This is a genomic window from Cereibacter sp. Soil_C_27 (assembly GCF_057657095.1).
In genome coordinates, this window is record NZ_JBDGJD010000001.1 from 450,370 (window position 1) to 470,001 (window position 19,632).

At 67.6% G+C, this 19,632-nt stretch carries 17 protein-coding genes; 4 read left to right on the plus strand and 13 right to left on the minus strand.

Annotated elements, in window-relative coordinates; genetic code table 11:
- Positions 1–36: 36 nt before the first annotated feature.
- Genes AC3A5Z_RS02230 through AC3A5Z_RS02245 form a run of 4 tightly spaced genes read right to left on the minus strand, consistent with a single transcriptional unit; the run spans position 37 to position 4,786 of the window.
- Entirely contained in the window at positions 37–1,182 is a 1,146-nt protein-coding gene (locus tag AC3A5Z_RS02230) for an iron-containing alcohol dehydrogenase (protein WP_487517777.1), read from the minus strand.
- Entirely contained in the window at positions 1,179–2,564 is a 1,386-nt protein-coding gene (locus AC3A5Z_RS02235; protein ID WP_487517778.1) for an aldehyde dehydrogenase family protein, read from the minus strand. The genes AC3A5Z_RS02230 and AC3A5Z_RS02235 overlap by 4 nt, the downstream gene beginning before the upstream one ends.
- A 46-nt stretch (positions 2,565–2,610) precedes the next feature.
- On the minus strand, positions 2,611–3,990 hold the full coding sequence (locus AC3A5Z_RS02240) for a glutamine synthetase family protein (RefSeq protein ID WP_487517779.1): 1,380 nt from the start codon (positions 3,988–3,990) through the stop codon (positions 2,611–2,613).
- The gene (locus AC3A5Z_RS02245; RefSeq protein WP_487517780.1) at positions 3,980–4,786 is read right to left on the minus strand and encodes an N-formylglutamate amidohydrolase; all 807 of its coding nucleotides are present in this window, start codon (positions 4,784–4,786) and stop codon (positions 3,980–3,982) included. Before AC3A5Z_RS02245 ends, AC3A5Z_RS02240 begins: the two co-directional genes overlap by 11 nt.
- A 151-nt stretch (positions 4,787–4,937) precedes the next feature.
- Here AC3A5Z_RS02245 and AC3A5Z_RS02250 point away from each other — a divergent pair, with 151 nt between their 5' ends.
- Positions 4,938–5,804, plus strand: a complete 867-nt coding sequence (locus AC3A5Z_RS02250; protein WP_444668144.1) for a MurR/RpiR family transcriptional regulator — start codon at positions 4,938–4,940, stop codon at positions 5,802–5,804.
- Here AC3A5Z_RS02250 and AC3A5Z_RS02255 read toward each other — a convergent pair.
- The 7 genes from AC3A5Z_RS02255 to AC3A5Z_RS02285 form a co-directional block, all read right to left on the minus strand.
- Positions 5,801–6,685, minus strand: a complete 885-nt coding sequence (locus tag AC3A5Z_RS02255; protein ID WP_487517781.1) for a DMT family transporter — start codon at positions 6,683–6,685, stop codon at positions 5,801–5,803. The genes AC3A5Z_RS02250 and AC3A5Z_RS02255 overlap by 4 nt on opposite strands.
- Before the next feature lie 85 nt (positions 6,686–6,770).
- Positions 6,771–7,700, minus strand: a complete 930-nt coding sequence (locus AC3A5Z_RS02260) for a 2-hydroxyacid dehydrogenase (protein ID WP_487517782.1) — start codon at positions 7,698–7,700, stop codon at positions 6,771–6,773.
- Positions 7,697–8,836, minus strand: coding sequence for a rod shape-determining protein RodA (gene rodA, locus AC3A5Z_RS02265; RefSeq protein ID WP_487517783.1), 1,140 nt, complete (start codon positions 8,834–8,836; stop codon positions 7,697–7,699). Before rodA ends, AC3A5Z_RS02260 begins: the two co-directional genes overlap by 4 nt.
- Positions 8,837–8,840: 4 nt before the next feature.
- Positions 8,841–10,784 carry a penicillin-binding protein 2 gene (gene mrdA, locus AC3A5Z_RS02270; protein WP_487517784.1) on the minus strand — a complete coding sequence of 648 codons (1,944 nt, stop codon included), beginning with the start codon at positions 10,782–10,784 and terminating at the stop codon, positions 8,841–8,843.
- Positions 10,781–11,320, minus strand: a complete 540-nt coding sequence (locus tag AC3A5Z_RS02275; protein WP_487517785.1) for a rod shape-determining protein MreD — start codon at positions 11,318–11,320, stop codon at positions 10,781–10,783. The genes mrdA and AC3A5Z_RS02275 overlap by 4 nt, the downstream gene beginning before the upstream one ends.
- Positions 11,313–12,221, minus strand: coding sequence for a rod shape-determining protein MreC (gene mreC, locus AC3A5Z_RS02280; protein ID WP_487517786.1), 909 nt, complete (start codon positions 12,219–12,221; stop codon positions 11,313–11,315). The genes AC3A5Z_RS02275 and mreC overlap by 8 nt, the downstream gene beginning before the upstream one ends.
- Before the next feature lie 34 nt (positions 12,222–12,255).
- Positions 12,256–13,293: a rod shape-determining protein gene (locus tag AC3A5Z_RS02285; RefSeq protein WP_487517787.1), complete on the minus strand. Its 1,038-nt coding sequence runs from the start codon at positions 13,291–13,293 to the stop codon at positions 12,256–12,258.
- Positions 13,294–13,698: 405 nt separating this feature from the next.
- On the opposite strand from AC3A5Z_RS02285, the gene AC3A5Z_RS02290 reads away from it, so the two are divergent.
- On the plus strand, positions 13,699–14,691 hold the full coding sequence (locus AC3A5Z_RS02290) for an acyltransferase family protein (RefSeq protein WP_487517788.1): 993 nt from the start codon (positions 13,699–13,701) through the stop codon (positions 14,689–14,691).
- Positions 14,692–14,694: 3 nt separating this feature from the next.
- Here AC3A5Z_RS02290 and AC3A5Z_RS02295 read toward each other — a convergent pair whose 3' ends face one another.
- The gene (locus AC3A5Z_RS02295) at positions 14,695–16,278 is read right to left on the minus strand and encodes a 2-isopropylmalate synthase (RefSeq protein WP_444668150.1); all 1,584 of its coding nucleotides are present in this window, start codon (positions 16,276–16,278) and stop codon (positions 14,695–14,697) included.
- Between the two features lie 387 nt (positions 16,279–16,665).
- Between AC3A5Z_RS02295 and AC3A5Z_RS02300 the strand changes: the two genes are divergently transcribed.
- The gene (locus AC3A5Z_RS02300; RefSeq protein WP_487517789.1) at positions 16,666–17,118 is read left to right on the plus strand and encodes a pseudoazurin; all 453 of its coding nucleotides are present in this window, start codon (positions 16,666–16,668) and stop codon (positions 17,116–17,118) included.
- A gap of 147 nt (positions 17,119–17,265) precedes the next feature.
- A complete protein-coding gene (locus AC3A5Z_RS02305) occupies positions 17,266–17,919 on the plus strand; it encodes an SDR family NAD(P)-dependent oxidoreductase (RefSeq protein ID WP_487518612.1) in 654 nt (217 codons plus the stop codon).
- A 163-nt stretch (positions 17,920–18,082) separates the two neighbouring features.
- Here the strand turns inward: AC3A5Z_RS02305 and AC3A5Z_RS02310 are convergent, their stop codons facing one another.
- The gene (locus tag AC3A5Z_RS02310; protein ID WP_487517790.1) at positions 18,083–19,561 is read right to left on the minus strand and encodes an MORN repeat-containing protein; all 1,479 of its coding nucleotides are present in this window, start codon (positions 19,559–19,561) and stop codon (positions 18,083–18,085) included.
- Between the last annotated feature and the right edge of the window lie 71 nt (positions 19,562–19,632).

Genomic DNA, 19,632 nt, shown 5'->3' on the forward strand with positions numbered 1-19,632 from the left:
CAAGATGGCCCGCCGGGGGCGGACCATCCTTTGCCGTCAGAGGCAGGCTTCGAACAGCGCGCGGGTGTTCTCGCGCGTCATCTCCACCGGGTTGCCGCCGCAGGAGGGGTCCTCCAGCGCCATCTCCGTCAGCTCGTCGAGCCGCGCGGCCTCCACCCCCATCGCCGTCAGGGTCTCCGGGATGCCGAGCGTCGCGCGCAGCTCCATGATCCGGGCGCGGAAGCCGTCGAAGCCGCCGGCGATGCCCAGATAGGCCGCGGCCTTCTCGATCCGGTCCTCGATGGCGGCGCGGTTGAAATCGAGCACCATCGGCATGACCACGGCATTGGTGGTGCCGTGATGCGTGCCGTAGACCGCGCCGACCGGGTGGCTCAGCGAATGGATGGCGCCGAGGCCTTTCTGGAAGGCCACCGCCCCCATCGCCGCCGCGCTCATCATATGGGCGCGGGCTTCGAGGTCGTTCGGGTCGGCATAGACCTTGGGCAGGTTCTCGAACACCAGCCGCATGCCCTCCAGCGCGATGCCCTGGCTCATCGGGTGGTAGAAGGGCGAAGAGTAGGCTTCGAGGCAATGCGCCAGCGCATCCATGCCGGTGCCGGCGGTGATGAACTTCGGCATGCCGACGGTCAGCTCCGGGTCGCAGATCGTGACGGCGGGCAGCAGCTTGGGGTGGAAGATGATCTTCTTCTTGTGGGTCTGGCTGTTGGTCAGCACGCCAGCGCGCCCGACTTCGGAGCCGGTGCCCGCGGTGGTCGGCACGGCGATGATCGGGGCGATCTTCGATCCATCGGCGCGGGTCCACCAGTCGCCGATATCTTCCAGATCCCAGACCGACACGGTCTGGTCATGCATCAGCGCGATCATCTTGCCCAGATCGAGCGCCGAGCCGCCGCCGAAACAGATCACCCCGTCATGCCCGCCCGCCTTGTAGGCCGCGATGCCATCGGCCATGTTCGTCTCGTTCGGGTTCGGATCGACCTCGGAAAACACCGCCCGGCCAAGCCCCGCCGCATCGAGCTGGTCGAGCGCGGCTTGGGTGATCGGCAGCGCGGCCAGCGCCTTGTCGGTGACCAGCAGCGGTCGCTCGAGGCCCACGGCCTTGCACTGCTCTGCCAGTTCCGCGATGCGGCCGGCGCCGAACTTGATGGCGGTGGGGTAGGACCAGTTCGCCCGGATCGTCATTTCGTCACCTTCTTGAGATGGTAGGATTTCGGTCGCGTGACCGCGTTGTAGCCCAGCACCGACAGCGCGGCGCCGCGCCCGGTGTCCTTGCAGCCGGTCCAGCACAGCGCCGGATCGAGGTAGTCGCAGCGGTTCATGAAGACGGTGCCGGTCTCGATCCGCGCGCCGATCTCGGCGGCGGCTTCGGCGTCACTTGTCCAGATCGAACAGGTCAGGCCGTAGGGGCTGTCGTTCATCAAGGAAATCGCCTCGTCATCGCCCGAGACTTTCATGATTCCGACAACCGGGCCGAAGCTCTCCTCCTTCATCACCCGCATGTCGTGGGTGACGTCGACGAGGATCTGCGGCGCAAGGTAAGCGCCGCCGTCATCGGCGGGGAACAGCGCCGGGTCGATCAGCGGGGTGGCGCCGGCGGCGATGGCCTCGGCCACCTGCGCGCGGACCACGGCGGCGAAGCGCTTGTTGGCCATCGGGCCAAGGGTGGTGGCGGCGTCGAAGGGGTTGCCGAGCGTCAGGCCCTTCACCCAGGCCACCGACTTCTCGACGAAGGCGTCATAGAGGCTTTCATGGACATAGATGCGCTCGATGCCGCAGCAGCATTGCCCGGCATTGTACATCGCCCCGTCCATCAGGCTGTCCACCGCTGCGTCGAGATCGGCATCGGCGCGGACATAGCCCGGATCCTTGCCGCCCAGCTCCAGCCCCAGCCCGGTGAAGGTGCCCGCGGCGGCCTTCTCCATCGCGGCGCCGCCACCGACCGAGCCGGTGAAGTTGACGAAGTTGAAGGCGCGGCCGGCGATCAGGCTTTCGGTGGTGGCGTGGTCGAGGACAACGTTCTGGAACACATCGGCGGGCACGCCGCCGGCGTGGAAGGCCTCGGCCAGACGCTCGCCGACCAGAAGGGTCTGGCTCGCGTGTTTCAGGATCACCGCGTTGCCGGCGATCAGCGCCGGGGCGAGGGTGTTGATCGTGGTGAGATAGGGGTAGTTCCACGGCGCGACGATGAAGACGACGCCGACCGGCTCCTTGACGATGCGGCGCTCGAAGCGGTCGGAGGCTTCGGCCACGATCGGGGCCAGCGCCTGTTCCGCGATCTCGGACATGTAGTTGGTCCGGTCGCCGACGCCGCCGAACTCGCCGCCGTAGCGGGTCGGGCGGCCCATCTGCCAGGCCAGCTCCTCGACCAGCTTGTCCTTCATGCCGTTGAGCTTCTCGACCCCGGCCTTCACCAGCGCGATGCGCTCGGCCAGCGGGCGCGCGGCCCAGTCCTTCTGCGCGCTGCGGGCGCGGGCGACGGTGGCCTGCGCCTCGTCATGGCTCAGCGGCTGGCGTTCGGCATAGACCGAACCGTCGACGGGAGAGATCAGTTGGATGGGCTTCATCTTTGGTCCTTCGTTGAGCATTCGCCGTTCTGCGCGCGACCGGCGGTCACGCCCGCTCGAACAGGCGGCTGAGTTCGAAATCGGTCACCACGCGGTCCTGCTCCTGGATCTCCCAGAGGGCGGCGTGGTGGTAGTGGTCGATGACATCGTCGCCCATCGCCGCGCGCAGCATGGCCGAGCCGTGCAGCATGGCCGCCGCCTCGCGCAGGGTCTTGGGGATCTCGCGGACGCCGGCTGCCGAATACATGTCGCCCCTCATCTCGGGCTCCAGTTCCATCTTCTGCTCGATCCCGTCAAGCCCCGCCGCCAGCAGCCCCGCCATGGCGAGATAGGGGTTGAGGTCGGCGCCACCGATCCGGCATTCGACGCGGATGGCCGAGGTGCCCTCGCCGCAGACGCGGAAGCCCGCGGTGCGGTTGTCGCGGCTCCAGACCGCCTTGGTCGGGGCGAACATGCCGATGCAGAAGCGCTTGTAGCTGTTGATATAGGGGGCGAGCAGGGCGGTGATCGCCCCGGCATGGGCAAGCTGGCCTGCGAGGAAGTGCTTCATGGTCGCCGACATGCCATGCGGGTCGGAGGCGTCCCGGAAGGCGGGCTCACCGTCGAGCGTCCAGAGCGACTGGTGGACATGCGAGGACGAGCCGGCGCGGCGGTGGTCGTATTTCGCCATGAAGGTGACCGAACGCCCCTTCGACGCGGCGATGTCCTTCACCGCGGTCTTGGTGATAGCGTGGTTGTCGGCCGTGTCCAGCGCGTCGGAATACTTGACGTTGATCTCCTCCTGCCCCGCATCGGCCTCGCCCTTGGAGCATTCCACCGGAATGCCCGCAGCGTAGAGCCCGTTGCGCAGGGCGCGCATCACCTCTTCCTCCTTCGTGGTCTGGAAGATGTGGTAATCCTCGTTATAGGCGCTGATCGCCTTGAGATCGCGGATCTGGCCATGCGCCTGCTGGCTGTCGCGCAGCGCGTTGTAGCTGGTCTCGAACAGGTAGAACTCGAGCTCGGTCGCCATCATCGCGCGGAAGCCCATCGCCTCGGCCCGGGCGATCTGGCGCTTGAGGATGGCGCGGGGCGATTGCGGCACCTCGTGGTGGTGGTGGTCGAGCAGGTCGCAGAGCACCAGCGCCGTGCCGGGCAGCCAAGGGAGCGGGCGCAGCGTCGCCATGTCGGGGCGCATGACATAGTCGCCATAGCCCCTTTCCCAGCTGGAGCTCTTGTAGCCGGGAACGGTGGTCATCTCCATGTCCACGGCCAGCAGGTAGTCGCAGCAATGGGTCTCGGCGTGGCCGCTGTCGACGAAGAACTGGGCATGGAACCGCTTGCCCATCAGACGGCCCTGCATGTCGACCCCGGCCACCAGAACCGTGTCGATCTCGCCGGCTTTCACGGCTTTCTTCAGGGCGTCGAAGGTCATGTTACCGGGCATGGCGGGCCTCTTTCTGTTCCGTGTCGGGAAGGGCGGTGATCGCGGCCAGCGCCGCCGCCAGCACCGGGGCGAGCGTATCGGCCATGGCCGCCTCGGCGGTAGGGCTGGCGATCAGGTCGTTGCGCAGCTCCAGCATGGCATTGGGCAGGCCGTAGGGCGTGGCCTGCAGGCGGAGCGTGTGGGTCACGTCGTCGGCAGCGGAATAGGGCTGGTTCAGTGCCGTCTGCAGGTTGGTCCGTGCCTGAGCCTCGGCGGTGATGGCGCGGGCGAGGCGGTCGTCGGCGTCGTGGATCACACCGAAGTCGAGCGTGCGGCGCTGGCCGTGGTAGATGGGGGTGAAGGAATGGACGGTGACGATCACCGGCGCCAGACCCAGAGCGATGCGCTGGGTGATCCGGGCGTGCAGCGTGGCGTGGAACGGGGCATAGACCGCCGCCGTCCGTGCCGCTCGTTCGGCGGGGGTGAGGGCGGCATTGCCGGGAATGTCATGCACCTCGGAACGGACGGGCATCGCCCCCGCCATGTCGGGCGCGCGGTTGCAATCGTAGATCAGCCGCGAGACAGGAGCATGGATGAGGAGGCCGTCGAGCCGCTGCGTCAGACCGCGCGCCAGCCCCAGCGCGCCCGGATCCCAGGCGATATGCGCCTGCCGCTGCTCGGCGCTCAGCCCCAGATCGCCCCAGGGCGCGGGGAAGGCGTTGGAAGCATGGTCGCAGACGAAGACGAACCGGCTCCGCGCCGTCTCGTTCTCCACCAGCGCCGGATAGGTCGCGGCCGCCTCTGTCGGTGCCGTCATGGCGCCTCCCCGAGTCTTCTTCGTCGGCGGCAAGGCTCCACCGCCGCGCGGCATTCTGTCAAGAATATTTCTTGCGTCGCGCCGCTGTTACAAAGTTTACTGAATCATTCCGATGCGGCATGCCTGCCGCAAGGGCAGAGCAGGAGCGGCCATGACCCCCAACCCGATCGAGGACCAGATGCGGGCGGCGCTGCCGGAGATGACGCGGGCCGAGCGGCAGCTGGCGACCCATGTGCTGCGGCATTATCCGGTCGCGGCGCTGGGCTCGATCACCGCGCTGGCCAAGGCGGCGGAGGTCTCCACGCCCACGGTGGTGCGGCTGGTGCAGAAGCTGGGGTTCAAGGGCTACCCCGATTTCCAAAACTCGCTGCGGGGCGAGGTGGAGGCGATGCTAGTCTCGCCGCTGGCCAAGCACGAGCGCTGGGCGGGGGGCGTGCCGGATACGCATATCCTCAACCGCTTTGCCGATGCGGTGGTGGCGAACCTGCAGGCGACGCTGCACCAGATCGACCATGCCGAGTTCGACGCCACCGCGCGGCTCCTGGCCGACCCCGCGCGCCGGGTCTTCGCGCTGGGCGGGCGGATCACCCATGCGATGGCCGACTATTTCGTGACCCTGATGAAGGTGGTTCGGCCCGATGTGACGCTGATGTCCGATATGTCCAATACCTGGCCCCCGGCTCTGCTGGACATGAAGGCGGGCGATGTGCTGCTGGTGTTCGATATTCGCCGGTACGAGAACACGGTGCTGCAGGTCGTCGAGATGGCGGTGGAGCAGGGGGCGGAGGTGGTGCTGATCACCGACCGCTGGGTCTCGCCCGCCGCGAGCCATGCGCGCCACACGCTGAGTTGCCATATCGAGGCGCCCTCGGCCTGGGATTCCACCGTGTCGATCCTCGTGCTGGTCGAGACGCTGCTGGCGGCGGTTCAGGACCTGAGCTGGGGCCAGACCGAGGCGCGGATGAAGCGGCTGGAAGAGCTCTACGACCGTTCGCGCTTCTTCCGCAGGCATCGCTAGGTGATCGGTGGCGCATAGGGCTTGCGCCGCATTCCCGACAGCGCGTTGCCCGCCACCGCCGCCATCAGGATGCCGCCGCCGAGGAAGGTGCCGCTGCTGGCGGTCTCGCCCAGCATCAGGAACACCCAGACCGGGGCGAGCATCACCTCGACCATCGACAGCAGCGTGAGTTCGGCGGCGGGGATCACCCGGCTGCCCAGGGTGTAGAGCACCATGCCGGTGCCGAGCAGCCCCGCGCCCATCAGCATCGAGATCAGGATGTCGCGCAGCGGCACCATCAGCGAGGCGCCCTGCAGCCCCAGCACCAGCGCCGCCGCGATCATCGAGAAGCCGCCGCCCAGCACCACGGCGGGCATCATGTCCTCGAGCTTGCCCCAGCGCAGGGTGAGGGTGAAGGCGGCGAAGCCGAGCGCCGAGAGCAGCGCCGCGACATTGCCCGCCATTTCGCCCATCGCCAGCCCCTCGCGCACCATGACGAACATGCCGACCCCGGCGACGGCGATGGCGACCCATGTGGCGGAGCGGACATATTCGCGCAGCAGGAGGCTGCCGAGCAGGGCGGCGAGGAAGGGCGAGGCGGCGAAGAGGAAGACCGCGTTGGCGATGGTGGTGGCCTGAATGGCGTAGATCGCCCCCGCGAAGGCGAGGACGAGGCCGATGCCGCCGACGCAGCCCGCAAGGCCGACGCGGCGCAGCCGGGCGATGGGGTGGCCGCGCGAGCGCCAAGCGATGAAGGCGAAGAGCACCGGCACCATGCCGACCGATCGCCAGAACAGGATCGCCCATGTCCCGGCCTCGCCGATCTGGCGGATGGCGAGGCCCATGAAGGACCACAGACAGGCCGCCAGCACGACCAGCACCACTCCCGTTCCGTATCGCATCCGATCCCTCGCCTTTGGCGAAAGACTGCGGGGCGGGCGGGGTCACGTCTGTTCCGTTACCGACGCGGAAGCGGTGAAACCGGGGCTAGTAGCCCCGGCGTGTGTCCACGCGGTGCAGGAACGGCAGCCCGGCCTCGCCGCGGCGGATGTTCTCCACGACCACCCGCGCCGCGCTGGCCGGGCGGGTGTCGGCGGCGATATGCGGGGTCACCGTCACCTTGGGGTGGCGGCGGAAGGGATGGTCGGCGGGCAGCGGCTCCACCCGGAAGACGTCGAGCGTGGCATGGCCGAGCGGGCCGTCGAGCGCGGCCAGCAGCGCCGCGTCGTCGATCAGCGCGCCGCGCCCGGGGTTGAGGATCACCGCCCCCGGCGGCAGCCAGGCGAGGCGGCGGGCGTCGAGCAGGTTCTCGGTCTCGGGCGTCTTCGGTAGCAGCGTCACCACGATCTGCGCGTGGCGCAGCAGGGCCTCCAGCCCCGCCTCGCCATGCGCGCAAGGAATGCCCTCGACCGTCTTGGGCGAGCGGCTCCAGCCGGTCACGGGGAAGTTCAGCGCCGCAAGCGCGCGGGCGCAGGCGGTGCCGAGTTCGCCCATACCCAGCATCGCGACGGGGCGCTCGCGCGCCAAGGGCGGGACGATCTGGGTCCAGCCCGCGTCGCGTTTCAGGATGTGCCGGTCCATCCCGAGATGATGGCGCAGCGTGTGGCCGACCACCCATTCCACCATGCCTTCGGTCAGCGAGGGATCGACCATGCGGCAGAGCGGCTGGGTCAGCGTCGGGTTGCCGACGATCCGCTCCACGCCGGCCCAGAGGTTCAGCACGGCTTTCGTACGGGTGAAGGGCGAGAAATCCTCGATGTCTCCCCCCGGAGCGAAGACGATGTAGTCCACCGCCGCCGGGTCGGGCGCCTCGGTGAAAATCTCGGCCTCGATCCCCGCCTCGCGCAGGGCGGCGGGCAGGGTGTCACGGTAGTCGGGCCAGTTTCTGGCGCCGGCGGCAAAATAGATCCGGATCATCGCAACCTGTGGACATGGGCGCTCTGGACCAGCCCGAAGGCGACCATCAGCACCAGCATCGCCGAGCCACCGTAGCTCACCAGCGGCAGCGGGACGCCGACCACCGGCGCCATGCCCATCACCATGGAGAGGTTCACCGCGAGATAGAAGAAGAAATTGGCGGCGATGCCGAGGATCAGCAGCGAGGAGAAGCGGTCCTTGTTCTGCAGCGCGGAGGCGATGCAGAAGGCGATGACCAGCGCGTAGAGCGCCAGCAGCGAGAAGGCCCCGATGAAGCCGAACTCCTCGGCCAGCGTGGTGAAGATGAAGTCGGTGTGTTTTTCGGGCAGGAAGTTCAGCCGGCTCTGGGTGCCCTGCATGAAGCCCTTGCCGGTCCAGCCGCCCGAGCCGAGCGCGATCTTGGCCTGGATGATGTTGTAGCCCGCACCCAGGGGATCGGCGGTCGGGTCGAGGAAGGTGTCGATCCGGCGATACTGGTAGTCGTGCAGGAATTGCCAGGGTGTCCCGCGCGTGGTGAAGACCGAGGCCACTGCACCGACGCCGAGCGCGCCGACGAAGAGGAAATACCACAGGCTGACCCCGGCCATGAACATCACCGAGGCGCCGACCATCAGCATCAGGAGCGAGGTGCCGAGGTTGGGCTGGATCACGACGAGGAAGGTCGGGACGAGGATCATGATGACCGGGATCAGCACCCAGAGCGGGCGCGAGACCTTCTTGACGTCGAGCCAGTCGTAATAGGTGGCCAGCATCATCACCAGCGTCACCTTGGCGAGCTCGGAGGGTTGCAGCACCATCGGGCCGATGCTGATCCAGCGCTGCGCCCCCATGCCGACGGTGCCGAAGAATTCGACGATCACCAGCAGCACCAGCGAGACCAGATAGGCCACGCCCGACATGTTGCGCCAGAACCAGATCGGCACGAAGGCGATGCCCAGCATCATCACGAGACCGACGGCGAAACGCTTCATCTGCGGCTCGGCCCAGGTGTCGATGTTGCCGCCCGCAACCGAGTAGAGCATGAGCCAGCCGACCGAGGCGGTGGCCGTGACCAGAAGGACCAGCGCCCAGTTCAGGTGCAGCACCTTCGCCATGCCGGTGGGGGCGGTCTTGACGCGGTATTCGAGGAAGCTCATGCGCTCATGCCCGCGACTTGGCCGTGACTTCGGGTTCGGTGTGGCGCAGCTTCAGCCCGTTCAGCAGCGTCTCCATCCGGCCCCGCTGGGCGGAAGGGTAGGCGCTGAGCGGTGGCATGCCGCCGGTGAGGCAGCGCAGCAGGATGTCGCGCACGATGGGACCCGCGACCGACGAGCCGCCGCCGCCGTGTTCCACCACCACGGACACCGCGACCTTGGGATCGACATAGGGGCCGAAGCCGACGAAGAGCGCATGGTCGCGCCGCTCCCAGGGCAGGTCGTCGTTGGAGATGACGCCGCGCGCCCGTTCCGCCGCGCTGATGTTGCGCACCTGGCTGGTGCCGGACTTGCCGGCGAAGACCATCGACTCCTCGGCGATGCGCGCCGAACGGCCAGTGCCGTGCTGCGAGTTCATCACCGCGTTCATGCCGTCGCGCACCGCGCGCAGCTTGGAGCCGTCGATGCCCAGAAGCGGCGCCTCGGGCACCGGCACTTCGACATCGCCGATGCTGTGCACCAGCCGGGGCGAGATCGCCCGGCCGCTGGCGATCCGCGCCGTCATCACGGCAAGCTGCATCGGCGAGGCCAGCACATAGCCCTGACCGATCGAGGCGTTGATCGTGTCGCCGATCCGCCAGTCCTGCTGGTAGCGCTCCTGCTTCCAGGCCTTGTTCGGCATCACCCCCTCGGTGATCGCCGACATCGGCAGATCGTGGCGCTGGCCCAGCCCGAGCCGCTTGCCCATCTCGGCCATCTTGTCGATGCCGACCCGCTGGGCGACGTCGTAGTAGTAGACGTCGCAGCTTTCCGAGAGCGACTTCTGCAGGTTCACATAGCCATGCCCACCGCGTTTCCAGCAGTGGAAGCGCCGCCCGCCCATCTCGTAATGGCCCGGGCAATAGACGGTGCTCTCGGAGCTGATGACGCCTGCCTCGAGCGCGGCGAGGGCAGTGACCATCTTGAAGGTGGAGCCGGGCGGATAAGCGCCCTGCACCGCCTTGTTGGCCAGCGGACGGTGGTCGTTCTCGGTCAGGATCGAGTAGTCCTTGAACGAGATGCCGCGCACGAAGAGGTTCGGATCGAAGGAGGGCGAGGAGCAGATGGCGAGGATGTCGCCATTGGTCACGTCGATCGCCACCGCGGCGGCGCTCTCGCCGCCGAGCCGGGCCTGCGCGAAGTTCTGCACGTCGGCGTCGATCGTCAGGCGGATATCTTCGCCCGCCTCGCCCTCGATGCGGTCGAGCTCGCGCATCATGCGGCCATAGGCGTTGACCTCGATCCGCTTGGTGCCCGCCTTGCCGCGCAGCGTGTCTTCCATCCAGGTCTCGACGCCGATCTTGCCGATCTGGAACTCCGGGATCTGCAGCAGCGGATCGGGGTTCTGCAGCTTGGCGAGATCGGATTCCGACACAGGGCCGACGTAGCCGACGACATGGGCGAAATCGGTGTCCAGCGGATAGGTGCGCGACAGACCGACCTCGGGCGTGACGCCGGGCAAGGAGGGAGCGTTGATGGCCACCTTCGACAGATCGTCCCAGTCCATCCGGTCGGCGACGATGATCGGGATGAAGGGGCTGCGCCGCTTGGTCTCGGCCAGCGTCGCCTGCATCACCTCGGGCGCGAGCGGAATCACCCCGGAAAGGCGGTGCAGCACCTCTTCCACGTCGCCCGCATCCTCGCGGGTGATGACGACGCGGTAGTTCTGCTCGTTCCCGGCGATCAGCTTGCCGTTGCGGTCGAAGATCTGGCCCCGGTTCGGCGGGATGAGGCGGATGTTGATCCGGTTCTCCTCGGCCAGCAGGCGGAACTGGTCGGCCTGATCGACCTGCATGTAGCGCATCCGCGCGCCGAGCACGGCGAACATGGCCCCGAAGCCGCCGCCCAGAAGCAGGGCGCGGCGGTTGATGCGCTTGGAGCTGTCTTCGGTATCGCGGGCTGAGCGTCTCACATCCGTCTCCCGTAGGCGTCGAGTTCCCCCATCGCGGGCTTGTGCAGGTTCAGAAGCAGCCAGGACAGCCCGACGACGAAAGGATAGCAGACGATCGAGGCGACTGTCTGGATCATCGCGAAGCCGAAGCCGGGCTGCGGCAGGAAGGCGATGAGGAAGACCAGCCGGTAGGCCAGCATCATCCCCACCATCACGCCGGAGACCAGAAGCCACTCGCCCGGAAAGCTGAGCTCGCGGGTCAGCGCGCCGCGCGAGCGCAGAAATTCCGAGCCGATCAGCACCAGCGCCGCCCAGAGCCCCGGCGGGCGCATCAGGATCAGGTCTTCGGCCAAGACCACCAGCGCCACCAGCAGGGCGGGCAGGTAGTCGGGCCGCCGGGTGACCCAGGCCATCACGAGGCAAAGCAGGATGTCGGGCCCGGGCCAGCTGCCCGCCTCTCCGCCCAGGGGCATCAGCCGCGCGATCAGCAGCATGACCGCGATGCCGACGAAGGCGGTGGGATAGGCCCAGGCCAATCCGCGCACCCGGTCAGCCATCGGTGGCCTCCGCGGTCTCGGGGGCTGCGGGCAGCGGCGGGACGGGCGTGGCCACCAGCCCCCCGGGATCTGTGATCGGCTGCAGCTCGTGGCTGCGCAAGACGCGCAGGAACTCCAGCCGGCCATAGTCGGCCGCCAGCCGCACCCGCATCCGCCGGTCCGGCCCCTGCGCCACCTGTCCCACCAACAGATCGGCCGGGAACACCCCGCCATCGCCCGAGGTCACCACCCGGTCGCCGGGGCGCACGAGATCGGGCTTGTCGAGGAATTCCAGCGGCGGGGCAGGGGAGTTGTCGCCCGACAGGAGCGCCCGCTGCCCCGAGGGCTGCACGATCACCGGGATCCGGCTGTTGCTATCGGTGAGCAGGATCACCCGCGCCGTGTTGCGCCCCACGCCCGAGATCCGCCCGACGAGGCCGATCCCGTCCATCGTCGCCCAGCCGTCCCGGATGCCGTCGCGCGCACCGACGTTCAGCAGAACCGACTGGCGGAAGGGCGAACCGGAATCGGCGATCACCACGCCGGTCACATGGGTCAGCTTGGGGTCGAGCCGCACCTGATTGAGGTCGAGCAGCCGGGCGTTCTTCTGCTCGAGCTGGAGCGCCGCTTCCTTCCAGGCCTTCATCTGCTGCAGCTCGCGCCGCAGCTCCTGATTCTGCTCGTAGATCCGGGTGTAGGACTGGAAGTCGTCGATCATCCCGGCGACCTTGGTCACCGGGGTCATCGCCCAGTCGAAGCTCGGTACCAGACGGTCGATCAGCGCGGCGCGGAACCGCTCCACCCGCGGGCTGTCGATGCGCCAGAGCAGGAAGACGGCAAGCAACAGCAGGACCAGCCCGCCGACAAGGATGCGGCGCAGCGGGCGGGTGAATTCTTCCGGTCCGTTCCGGTCTCTTGCCACGGCGGCCTCGTGTCAGGCGCGGGTCAGATCGCGCTCAGCTGTCGTAGTCGATCACATGCCGGAGCTGCTTTTCATACTCCAGCGCTTTCCCGGTGCCGAGGGCAACACAATTCAGTGACTCGTTGGCCACCGAAATCGACAGGCCCGTCTGCTCGCGCAGCGCGAGATCCAGATCGCCCAGAAGCGCGCCACCCCCCGTAAGCATCACGCCGCGGTCGACGATGTCAGCGGCGAGATCCGGCGGGGTCGCCTCCAGCGCCTGCATCACCGCGTCGCAGATCTGCTGCACGGGTTCGGCCAGCGCCTCGGCCACCTGGGCCTGGTTGATCTCGGTTTCCTTCGGCACGCCGTTCAACAGGTCGCGACCGCGGATCATCATCGACGAGCCGCGCCCGTCGTCGGGCATCCGTGCCGTGCCGATCGAGGTCTTGATCCGCTCGGCGGTGGATTCGCCGATCAGCAGGTTCTGGTGACGGCGCAGGTAGTTGATGATCGCCTCGTCCATCCGGTCGCCGCCGACGCGTACCGAGCGGGCATAGACGATGTCACCCAGCGACAGCACCGCGACCTCGGTCGTGCCGCCGCCGACATCGACCACCATGTTGCCGGTGGGGTCGGTGATCGGCATGCCCGCGCCGATGGCTGCGGCGATCGGCTCGGCGATCAGCCCGGCGCGGCGAGCACCGGCGGAAAGCACCGACTGGCGGATCGCCCGCTTTTCCACCGGCGTCGCGCCATGCGGCACGCAGACGATGATCTTGGGCTTCGAGAAGGTCGTGCGCTTGTGCACCTTGCGGATGAAATGCTTGATCATCTCTTCCGCCGTGTCGAAATCGGCGATGACGCCGTCCCGCATCGGGCGGATCGCCTCGATGCTGCCGGGGGTGCGGCCCAGCATCAGCTTGGCATCCTCACCGACCGCGAGCACCTGCTTCTTGCCGTCCTTCACGTGATAGGCGACCACCGAAGGTTCGTTCAGAACGATCCCCTTGCCGCGGACGTAGACGAGCGTGTTGGCAGTGCCGAGGTCGATGGCCATGTCCGAAGAAAAGAGGCTCGAGAGTATCGACATCCTGGGGGGATCCTGTCCTGTAAACCGATGGACGCCCGCGACTCTGGTGTAAGGCAGGCCGCGTCCTTATAGGAAGGGGTCCGGAGAAGGAAAAGGCCCTTGGACCCCGCGCTGCGCGCCAATCCGCCCGCGAGGGGGGCCGGGCGGCCCTCCGCCAGCCCCACGCGACGGGGGAGGAAGGGCAAAAAGGTTCGATATGGGAAAGGCGTGGCACGCTCGAGGTCGAGAGGGGGCCGGAAAGGTTCTCAAATCGCAAGGCCGATATTTCCCGGATCTTTCGGGAACCCCGGAAAAAATCTTTCTGCTCGCCGCCTCCGCGAGCCTCCGCCGAGGGCTTCGGGCCAAGTTTACGGCACTCCCGGCTTTGACTATGCTCGCCCGCGTTCTGGCCTGAAGGAAAGCCCCGTGACCCGTTCTTCTCCGCCCGGCCAAGCGCCCGGCCCTCAGGCCAGCACGCGCAACCTGTCGCTCGACGTGCTGAAGGTCGTCATGGCAGCAATGGTCATCGGCCTGCACGGCGGTTTCCTGCGCGACGTGAACACCACCGCCGCGAGCTACTTCACCAACGGCCTGTTCCGCATCGCGGTGCCGACCTTCTTCCTCATCAACGGCTACTATCTGGAGCGCCTGCTCGACCGAGGCGTGTGGCCCTGGTTCCGGCGGATGCTGGTGCTCTACGGGCTGTGGATGCTGATCTACGGCCCGCGCTGGCTGCGCCCCGACGTGCGCCCGCTGGAGGATATCGCCAAGGACGCGGTGATCGGCTTCTACCACCTGTGGTATCTGATCGCGCTGATCGCCGCCGCTTTTCTGGTGCAGCTGCTGCGCTGGCGCTTCGGCCGCCGCTCCGGCCCGCTGGCGCTGGCCGCGGGGATGACCTTCGCGGCAGGGCTTTCGATCCAGTATCTCGGCAACTTCCACCTGATCCCCAATGCGGCGGTGGACGACTGGATGAACACAGTCGACAGCTACCGCAACTTCCTGTTCTTCGGCTTTCCCTTCCTCGCCTTCGGCGTGCTGATCGCGCGGTTCGAGCCGGTGATCGCCCGGTTGAGCCGCTGGTATCTGCCGCTGACGATTCTGGGCCTTGCCGCGCTGACGCTGGAATGGGGGCTGAACTACCACTTCAACCGGCGGAACTCGGTGTTCGAGATCTACCTCTCGCTGGCGCTGCTCTGCCCGATGCTGTTCCTGACGGTGAAGGCCCGCACCCTGATGGGCCGCAATCGCAGCATCGGCCTGTTTGCGACCGGGATCTACCTGATCCATGTCTGGGTGCTGCACCTGACCTACTACGTCGAGATGGGTGACACCGCCAGAACCCTGATCGGGCTGGCGGTGTCGGCGGCGCTGGCGCCGCTTCTGGTTCTGCTGAACCGGCGGCTGCCACTGCTCTAAGCGTCAGGCCCGCGACGTGTAGTGGACGTTCTTCACATCCGACCCCGGCGCCGATTTCTGCCGGCGATGGATCAGCCGGTTCAGCGCGTTGACATAGGCCTTCACGCTGGCCACCACCGTATCGGTGTCGGCAGCCTGGCCGGTGGCGATCTTGCCATCCTCCTCCAGCCGGACCGAGACCGTCGCCTGCGCGTCGGTGCCCTCGGTCACGGCATGGACCTGATAGATGTGCAGCTTGGCTGCATGCGGGTAGAGCATCTTCACCGCATTGAACGAGGCATCCACCGGCCCGTCGCCGGTGGCGTCGATCGAGTGGTCCACCCCGTCGATGCTCAGCGTCAGCTCGGCCTCCTGCGGGCCCTCGGTGCCGCAGATCACCCGCAGCCGCTTCACCTGCAGCGTGTCATGCTCGGCGCTGGTGGTCTGGTCCTGCATCAGCGCCACCAGATCGTCGTCGTAGACCTCCTTCTTGCGGTCGGCCAAGGCCTTGAACCGCACGAAGACATCGGCCAGCTGGTTGTCGGCCAGTTCATAGCCCAGATCGCGCAGCTTGGCGCGCAGCGCCGCCCGGCCCGAATGCTTGCCCATGACGAGGCTGGTATCGGCCAGACCGATGTCGGTCGGGCGCATGATCTCGAAGGTCTCGGCATTCTTCAGCATGCCGTCCTGATGGATGCCGCTCTCATGCGCGAAGGCGTTCTTGCCGACGATCGCCTTGTTGAACTGCACCGGGAAGCCGGAGACCGTGGCCACCTTGCGGCTGATGTTCATGATCTTGGTGGTGTCGATGCCGGTGCGGTAGGGCATGATGTCATTCCTGACCTTCAGCGCCATCACCACCTCTTCCAGCGCGGTGTTGCCCGCGCGTTCGCCCAGACCGTTGATCGTGCATTCGATCTGCCGCGCCCCGGCCTCGACCGCCGCCAGCGAGTTCGCCGTCGCCATGCCCAGATCGTTGTGGCAATGGGTGGCGAAGATGATCCGGTCCGCCCCCGGCACCCGCTCCAGGAGCATGCGGATCAGCGCCGCACTCTCGCGCGGGGCGGTGTAGCCGACGGTATCGGGAATGTTGATCGTGGTGGCGCCCGCCTTGATCGCGATCTCGACCACCCGGCACAGATAGTCATGTTCCGTCCGCGTCGCATCCATCGGCGACCATTGCACGTTGTCGCAGAGATTGCGGGCATGGGTCACGGTGTCGTGGATGCGCTCGGCCATCTGGTCCATGTCCAGATTGGGAATGGCGCGGTGCAGCGGCGAGGTGCCGATGAAGGTGTGGATGCGCGGCTGGCGCGCATGTTTCACCGCCTCCCAACAGCGGTCGATGTCCTTGTAATTGGCCCGCGCCAGCCCGCAGATCACCGCGTTCTGCGCCGCCTTGGCGATGGCCGAGACCGCCTCGAAATCGCCTTCCGAGGCGATGGGAAAGCCCGCCTCGATCACGTCGACCCCCATCTCGTCCAGGAGGCCCGCGATCTCCAGCTTCTCGGAATGGGTCATGGTGGCGCCGGGCGACTGTTCGCCGTCGCGCAGCGTCGTGTCGAAGATCACCACTCGGTCCTGGGTGGCTTTGGTCGTATCGGTCATGTGAATATCCTTCTTTTTCCTTAGCATCGTCCGCGGGCGCTGGTCACCTCCGAGCGGTCGCGCCCAAGGGCACGCTCAGAGGCGGCTAAGGAGAAGAAGCGCACGGGCGGCCGGAGGGCAGATGGCCCTCGAAGCGTTTGCGATGATGCTGTCCCGTGTCATGGCGCGGATCATACGGAGCCTGTCGGAAAAGAAAAGCGGCAAAACGCCTCGCGACGGCAGTTGGCTGACGATGCGTCACCCTTCGCCGCCTGCAGGGCTGACACGGCAAAATCGCCTGCGCCACTTTGCGCCAGCCGGGTTTGATGCAGCGCAAGCCTTCGGCAAGGCCATGGGCGTAGACCATGGCAAGCCGCATGTCCCACGGTCCGCCGAAAGGAGCCTCCCATGTCCGCGAAACCGCTTCTGGCCGCCTGCCTCGCCGCCCTGCTCACCGCCCCCGCCGCCGAGGCCGCGCATCACGAAATCGCCATGCTCAACATCGGCGCCGGGGGCGCCAAGGTGTTCGAGCCCGCCTTCCTCAGTGCCGAGGTCGGCGATACCGTCACCTTCCTGCCGGTCGACAGGGGCTTCAACGCCGAGATCATTCCGGGCATGCTGCCGCTCGGCGCGCGCGGCTTCCGCGGCGAGATGAACCGCCCGGTGACGATCACCCTGACGCAGGAAGGTCTCTGGGGGATCAAGAGCATGCCCTATTACGGCTTGGGCATGGTCGCGCTGATTCAGGTCGGCGAGCCGGTGAACCTGACCGAGGCGCTGTCGGTCCCGCATGCGCCGCGTGCCACGGCCCGTTTCGCACCGATGTTCGACAAGGTGCTGCAGAACTTCGAGGCGAACTGACCGGCCCGGCGCGGCCTCTGGAAGGTGCCGCGCCTGTCCGGCCTGACGGGGGCGGTCCCGCAGGGGGCCGCCTCCACCCCCATCCGCACTGGACACCGCCGCCGATCGCGCTTGTTTAGCGGCAATGACAAGGGGGAGAGGCGGATGATGCGGTCACTGGTGATCGGCGCGTCGGGCGGAATCGGCGCGGCCCTGCTGGCACGGCTGGCGGAGGAGGGCGAGGCCGTGGGCCTTTCGCGCTCCGCCGATGGGTTCGATGTGACCGACGAGGGCTCGGTGGCGCATCACCTCGGCGCGCTTGAGCCGCCTTTCGACCGGATCTTGGTCGCCACCGGCGCGCTGCATGGCGGGCAGGGGCCGGAGAAGACGCTGCGCGCGGTCGACGGGCCCGCGCTCGCCGCTCAATTCCAGCTCAACGCCATCGGCCCCACGCTGGTGCTGAAGCACGCGCTGCGGCTGATGCCGCGCGACCGCCCCGCGCGGTTTGCCGCGCTCTCGGCCCGGGTCGGCTCGATCGGCGACAACGCTCTGGGCGGCTGGTATGGCTATCGCGCCGCCAAGGCCGCGCTCAACCAGCTGATCCACACCGCCGCGATCGAGATCGCCCGCAGCCACCGTCAGGCGGTGGTGGTCTGCCTGCATCCCGGCACCGTCGCGACGAGCTTCAGCGCCGACTACCCCGGCCGGGACAAGCTCAGCCCCGCCGAAGCCGGCACCCATCTGGTCGATGTGCTGGGCAGCCTCACCCCCGCCGACAGCGGCGGCTTCTTCGACTGGCAGGGAAAGCCGGTGCCCTGGTAGCCTCCGCGCCTTCTCTTTCCGATCTTTCCTGCCCAAGTATCCCCGCCGGAGGCTCCACCGCCGCGGCCTGGGGCACGCCGGAACGCCCAGCACTGCCCCTCACACCTTCCGCGGCAGCCGCCGGGCGAGGGGGCTCGATGCCCCCGAGCCAGGCTCGCCCCGGTCAGTTCGCCGGCGCCGCCTCGGTTCCCGGCTCTCCGGCCTCCGCTTCCGCAGCCGCCGGGGCGGGCGTCGCGAGCATGCCGTCGTTCCACTCCCCCACGCTCTCCTGGCCGGTGGCATAGCGCATGACGCCCTGACCCTGCCGTTTGCCGGCGCGGAAATTGCCCTCGTAGACATCGCCATTGGCATAGGTGGCCACGCCCTGACCGTCGATCTCGCCGGCCTTCCAGCCGCCGATGTAGCGGAAGCCGTCGGCCATCACGATCTCGCCCTCGCCCTCGCGCTGGCCCTTGACGAAGCTGCCGCGGTAGACCGTGCCGTCGGCATAGGTGGCGATGCCCTGACCGTGGCGCTGGCCGTCGACCCAGTCGCCCTCGTATTTGTAGCCGTCGGGGTAGGTCATCACCCCCTTGCCATTGTTCTGCGCCGCCTTGAACTGGCCCTCGTAGACCAGACCGTTGGCATAGGTCGCCCGGCCGCTGCCCTCGATCACCCCGGCCTTCCAGTCGCCGTCATAGGTGGCGCCGTCCGGATAGGTGATCTTGCCCTTGCCCTCGGGCTGGTCGGCCTTGAAGGCGCCGACATAGACCGACTTGTCTGGATAGGTCACCTTGCCCTGACCCTCGATCCGGCCTTCGACCCAGTCGCCCTCGTAGACATAGCCATCGGCGCCGCGGAAGGTGCCCTTGCCTTGCCGGCGGTCGTCGACGAAGTCGCCCTCGTAGACATCGCCGTTCTTGTGGGTGACCTTGCCGCGCCCCTCGCGCTGGCCATCCTTCAGCGGGCCCTCGTAGACGTCGCCATTGGGCTGGGTCAGCTTGCCGGTGCCGTTGATCTGGCCATTGGCCCATTCGCCGACATAGACCAGCCCGTCCGGCATGGTCAGCGTGCCCATGCCCTGACGCTGGCCCTTGACCAGATCGCCCTCGTAGACCGCGCCGTCGGGATAGGTGATCCTGCCCTTGCCCTCCTTGACGCCGCCGACCCAGTCGCCGTCGTAGCGGTAGCCGTCCGGTCCCTCCATCACGCCCTTGCCGTTGTGCACCGCGTTGAGGAAGCTGCCGGTATAGCTGCCGCCATTGGCATAGCGCGCCGTGCCGGTGCCGGTCATCTGCCCGTCGGTCCAGTCGCCCTCGTAGGTGCCGCCGTCGGAGAAGGTGATCTTGCCCTTGCCCTCCGGCTTGCCGGCGACGAAGCTGCCCTCGTAGACCGAGCCGTTGGGAAAGCGCGCCGTGCCGGTGCCGCGGATCTCGCCCTCGGCCCATTCGCCGGTATATTCATAGCCGTTGGGCAGCCGGTAGGTGCCGGTGCCGTGCTGCAGCCCGTTGCGGAAGGTGCCCTCGTAGACCGAGCCATCGTCATATTGCTTGGTCGTCACCGCCCCGTCGTCCTGCGCCAGCGCCGGGCCTGCACAGGCCAGTGCCACGCCGAACAGCCCGGCCCGCACGGCCTGCCTGATGGTTCCGTCTTTACCCTGCATGTCACCCCGCCCCGTTTGCGGCCTGCCGTGAAATCCGGCCCGTGCCGCCAGCCGCCGGAGAGCCTAGCCGC

Bases quoted from the DNA above. Each gene is read 5' to 3' on its own strand.
- AC3A5Z_RS02230 (WP_487517777.1), bottom strand. From the start codon at position 1,182: ATGACGATCCGGGCGAACTGGTCCTACCCCACCGCCATCAAGTTCGGC.
- AC3A5Z_RS02235 (WP_487517778.1), bottom strand. From the start codon at position 2,564: ATGAAGCCCATCCAACTGATCTCTCCCGTCGACGGTTCGGTCTATGCC.
- AC3A5Z_RS02240 (WP_487517779.1), bottom strand. From the start codon at position 3,990: ATGCCCGGTAACATGACCTTCGACGCCCTGAAGAAAGCCGTGAAAGCC.
- AC3A5Z_RS02245 (WP_487517780.1), bottom strand. From the start codon at position 4,786: ATGACGGCACCGACAGAGGCGGCCGCGACCTATCCGGCGCTGGTGGAG.
- AC3A5Z_RS02250 (WP_444668144.1), top strand. From the start codon at position 4,938: ATGACCCCCAACCCGATCGAGGACCAGATGCGGGCGGCGCTGCCGGAG.
- AC3A5Z_RS02255 (WP_487517781.1), bottom strand. From the start codon at position 6,685: ATGCGATACGGAACGGGAGTGGTGCTGGTCGTGCTGGCGGCCTGTCTG.
- AC3A5Z_RS02260 (WP_487517782.1), bottom strand. From the start codon at position 7,700: ATGATCCGGATCTATTTTGCCGCCGGCGCCAGAAACTGGCCCGACTAC.
- rodA (WP_487517783.1), bottom strand. From the start codon at position 8,836: ATGAGCTTCCTCGAATACCGCGTCAAGACCGCCCCCACCGGCATGGCG.
- AC3A5Z_RS02275 (WP_487517785.1), bottom strand. From the start codon at position 11,320: ATGGCTGACCGGGTGCGCGGATTGGCCTGGGCCTATCCCACCGCCTTC.
- AC3A5Z_RS02285 (WP_487517787.1), bottom strand. From the start codon at position 13,293: ATGTCGATACTCTCGAGCCTCTTTTCTTCGGACATGGCCATCGACCTC.
- AC3A5Z_RS02295 (WP_444668150.1), bottom strand. From the start codon at position 16,278: ATGACCGATACGACCAAAGCCACCCAGGACCGAGTGGTGATCTTCGAC.
- AC3A5Z_RS02300 (WP_487517789.1), top strand. From the start codon at position 16,666: ATGTCCGCGAAACCGCTTCTGGCCGCCTGCCTCGCCGCCCTGCTCACC.
- AC3A5Z_RS02305 (WP_487518612.1), top strand. From the start codon at position 17,266: ATGCGGTCACTGGTGATCGGCGCGTCGGGCGGAATCGGCGCGGCCCTG.
- AC3A5Z_RS02310 (WP_487517790.1), bottom strand. From the start codon at position 19,561: ATGCAGGGTAAAGACGGAACCATCAGGCAGGCCGTGCGGGCCGGGCTG.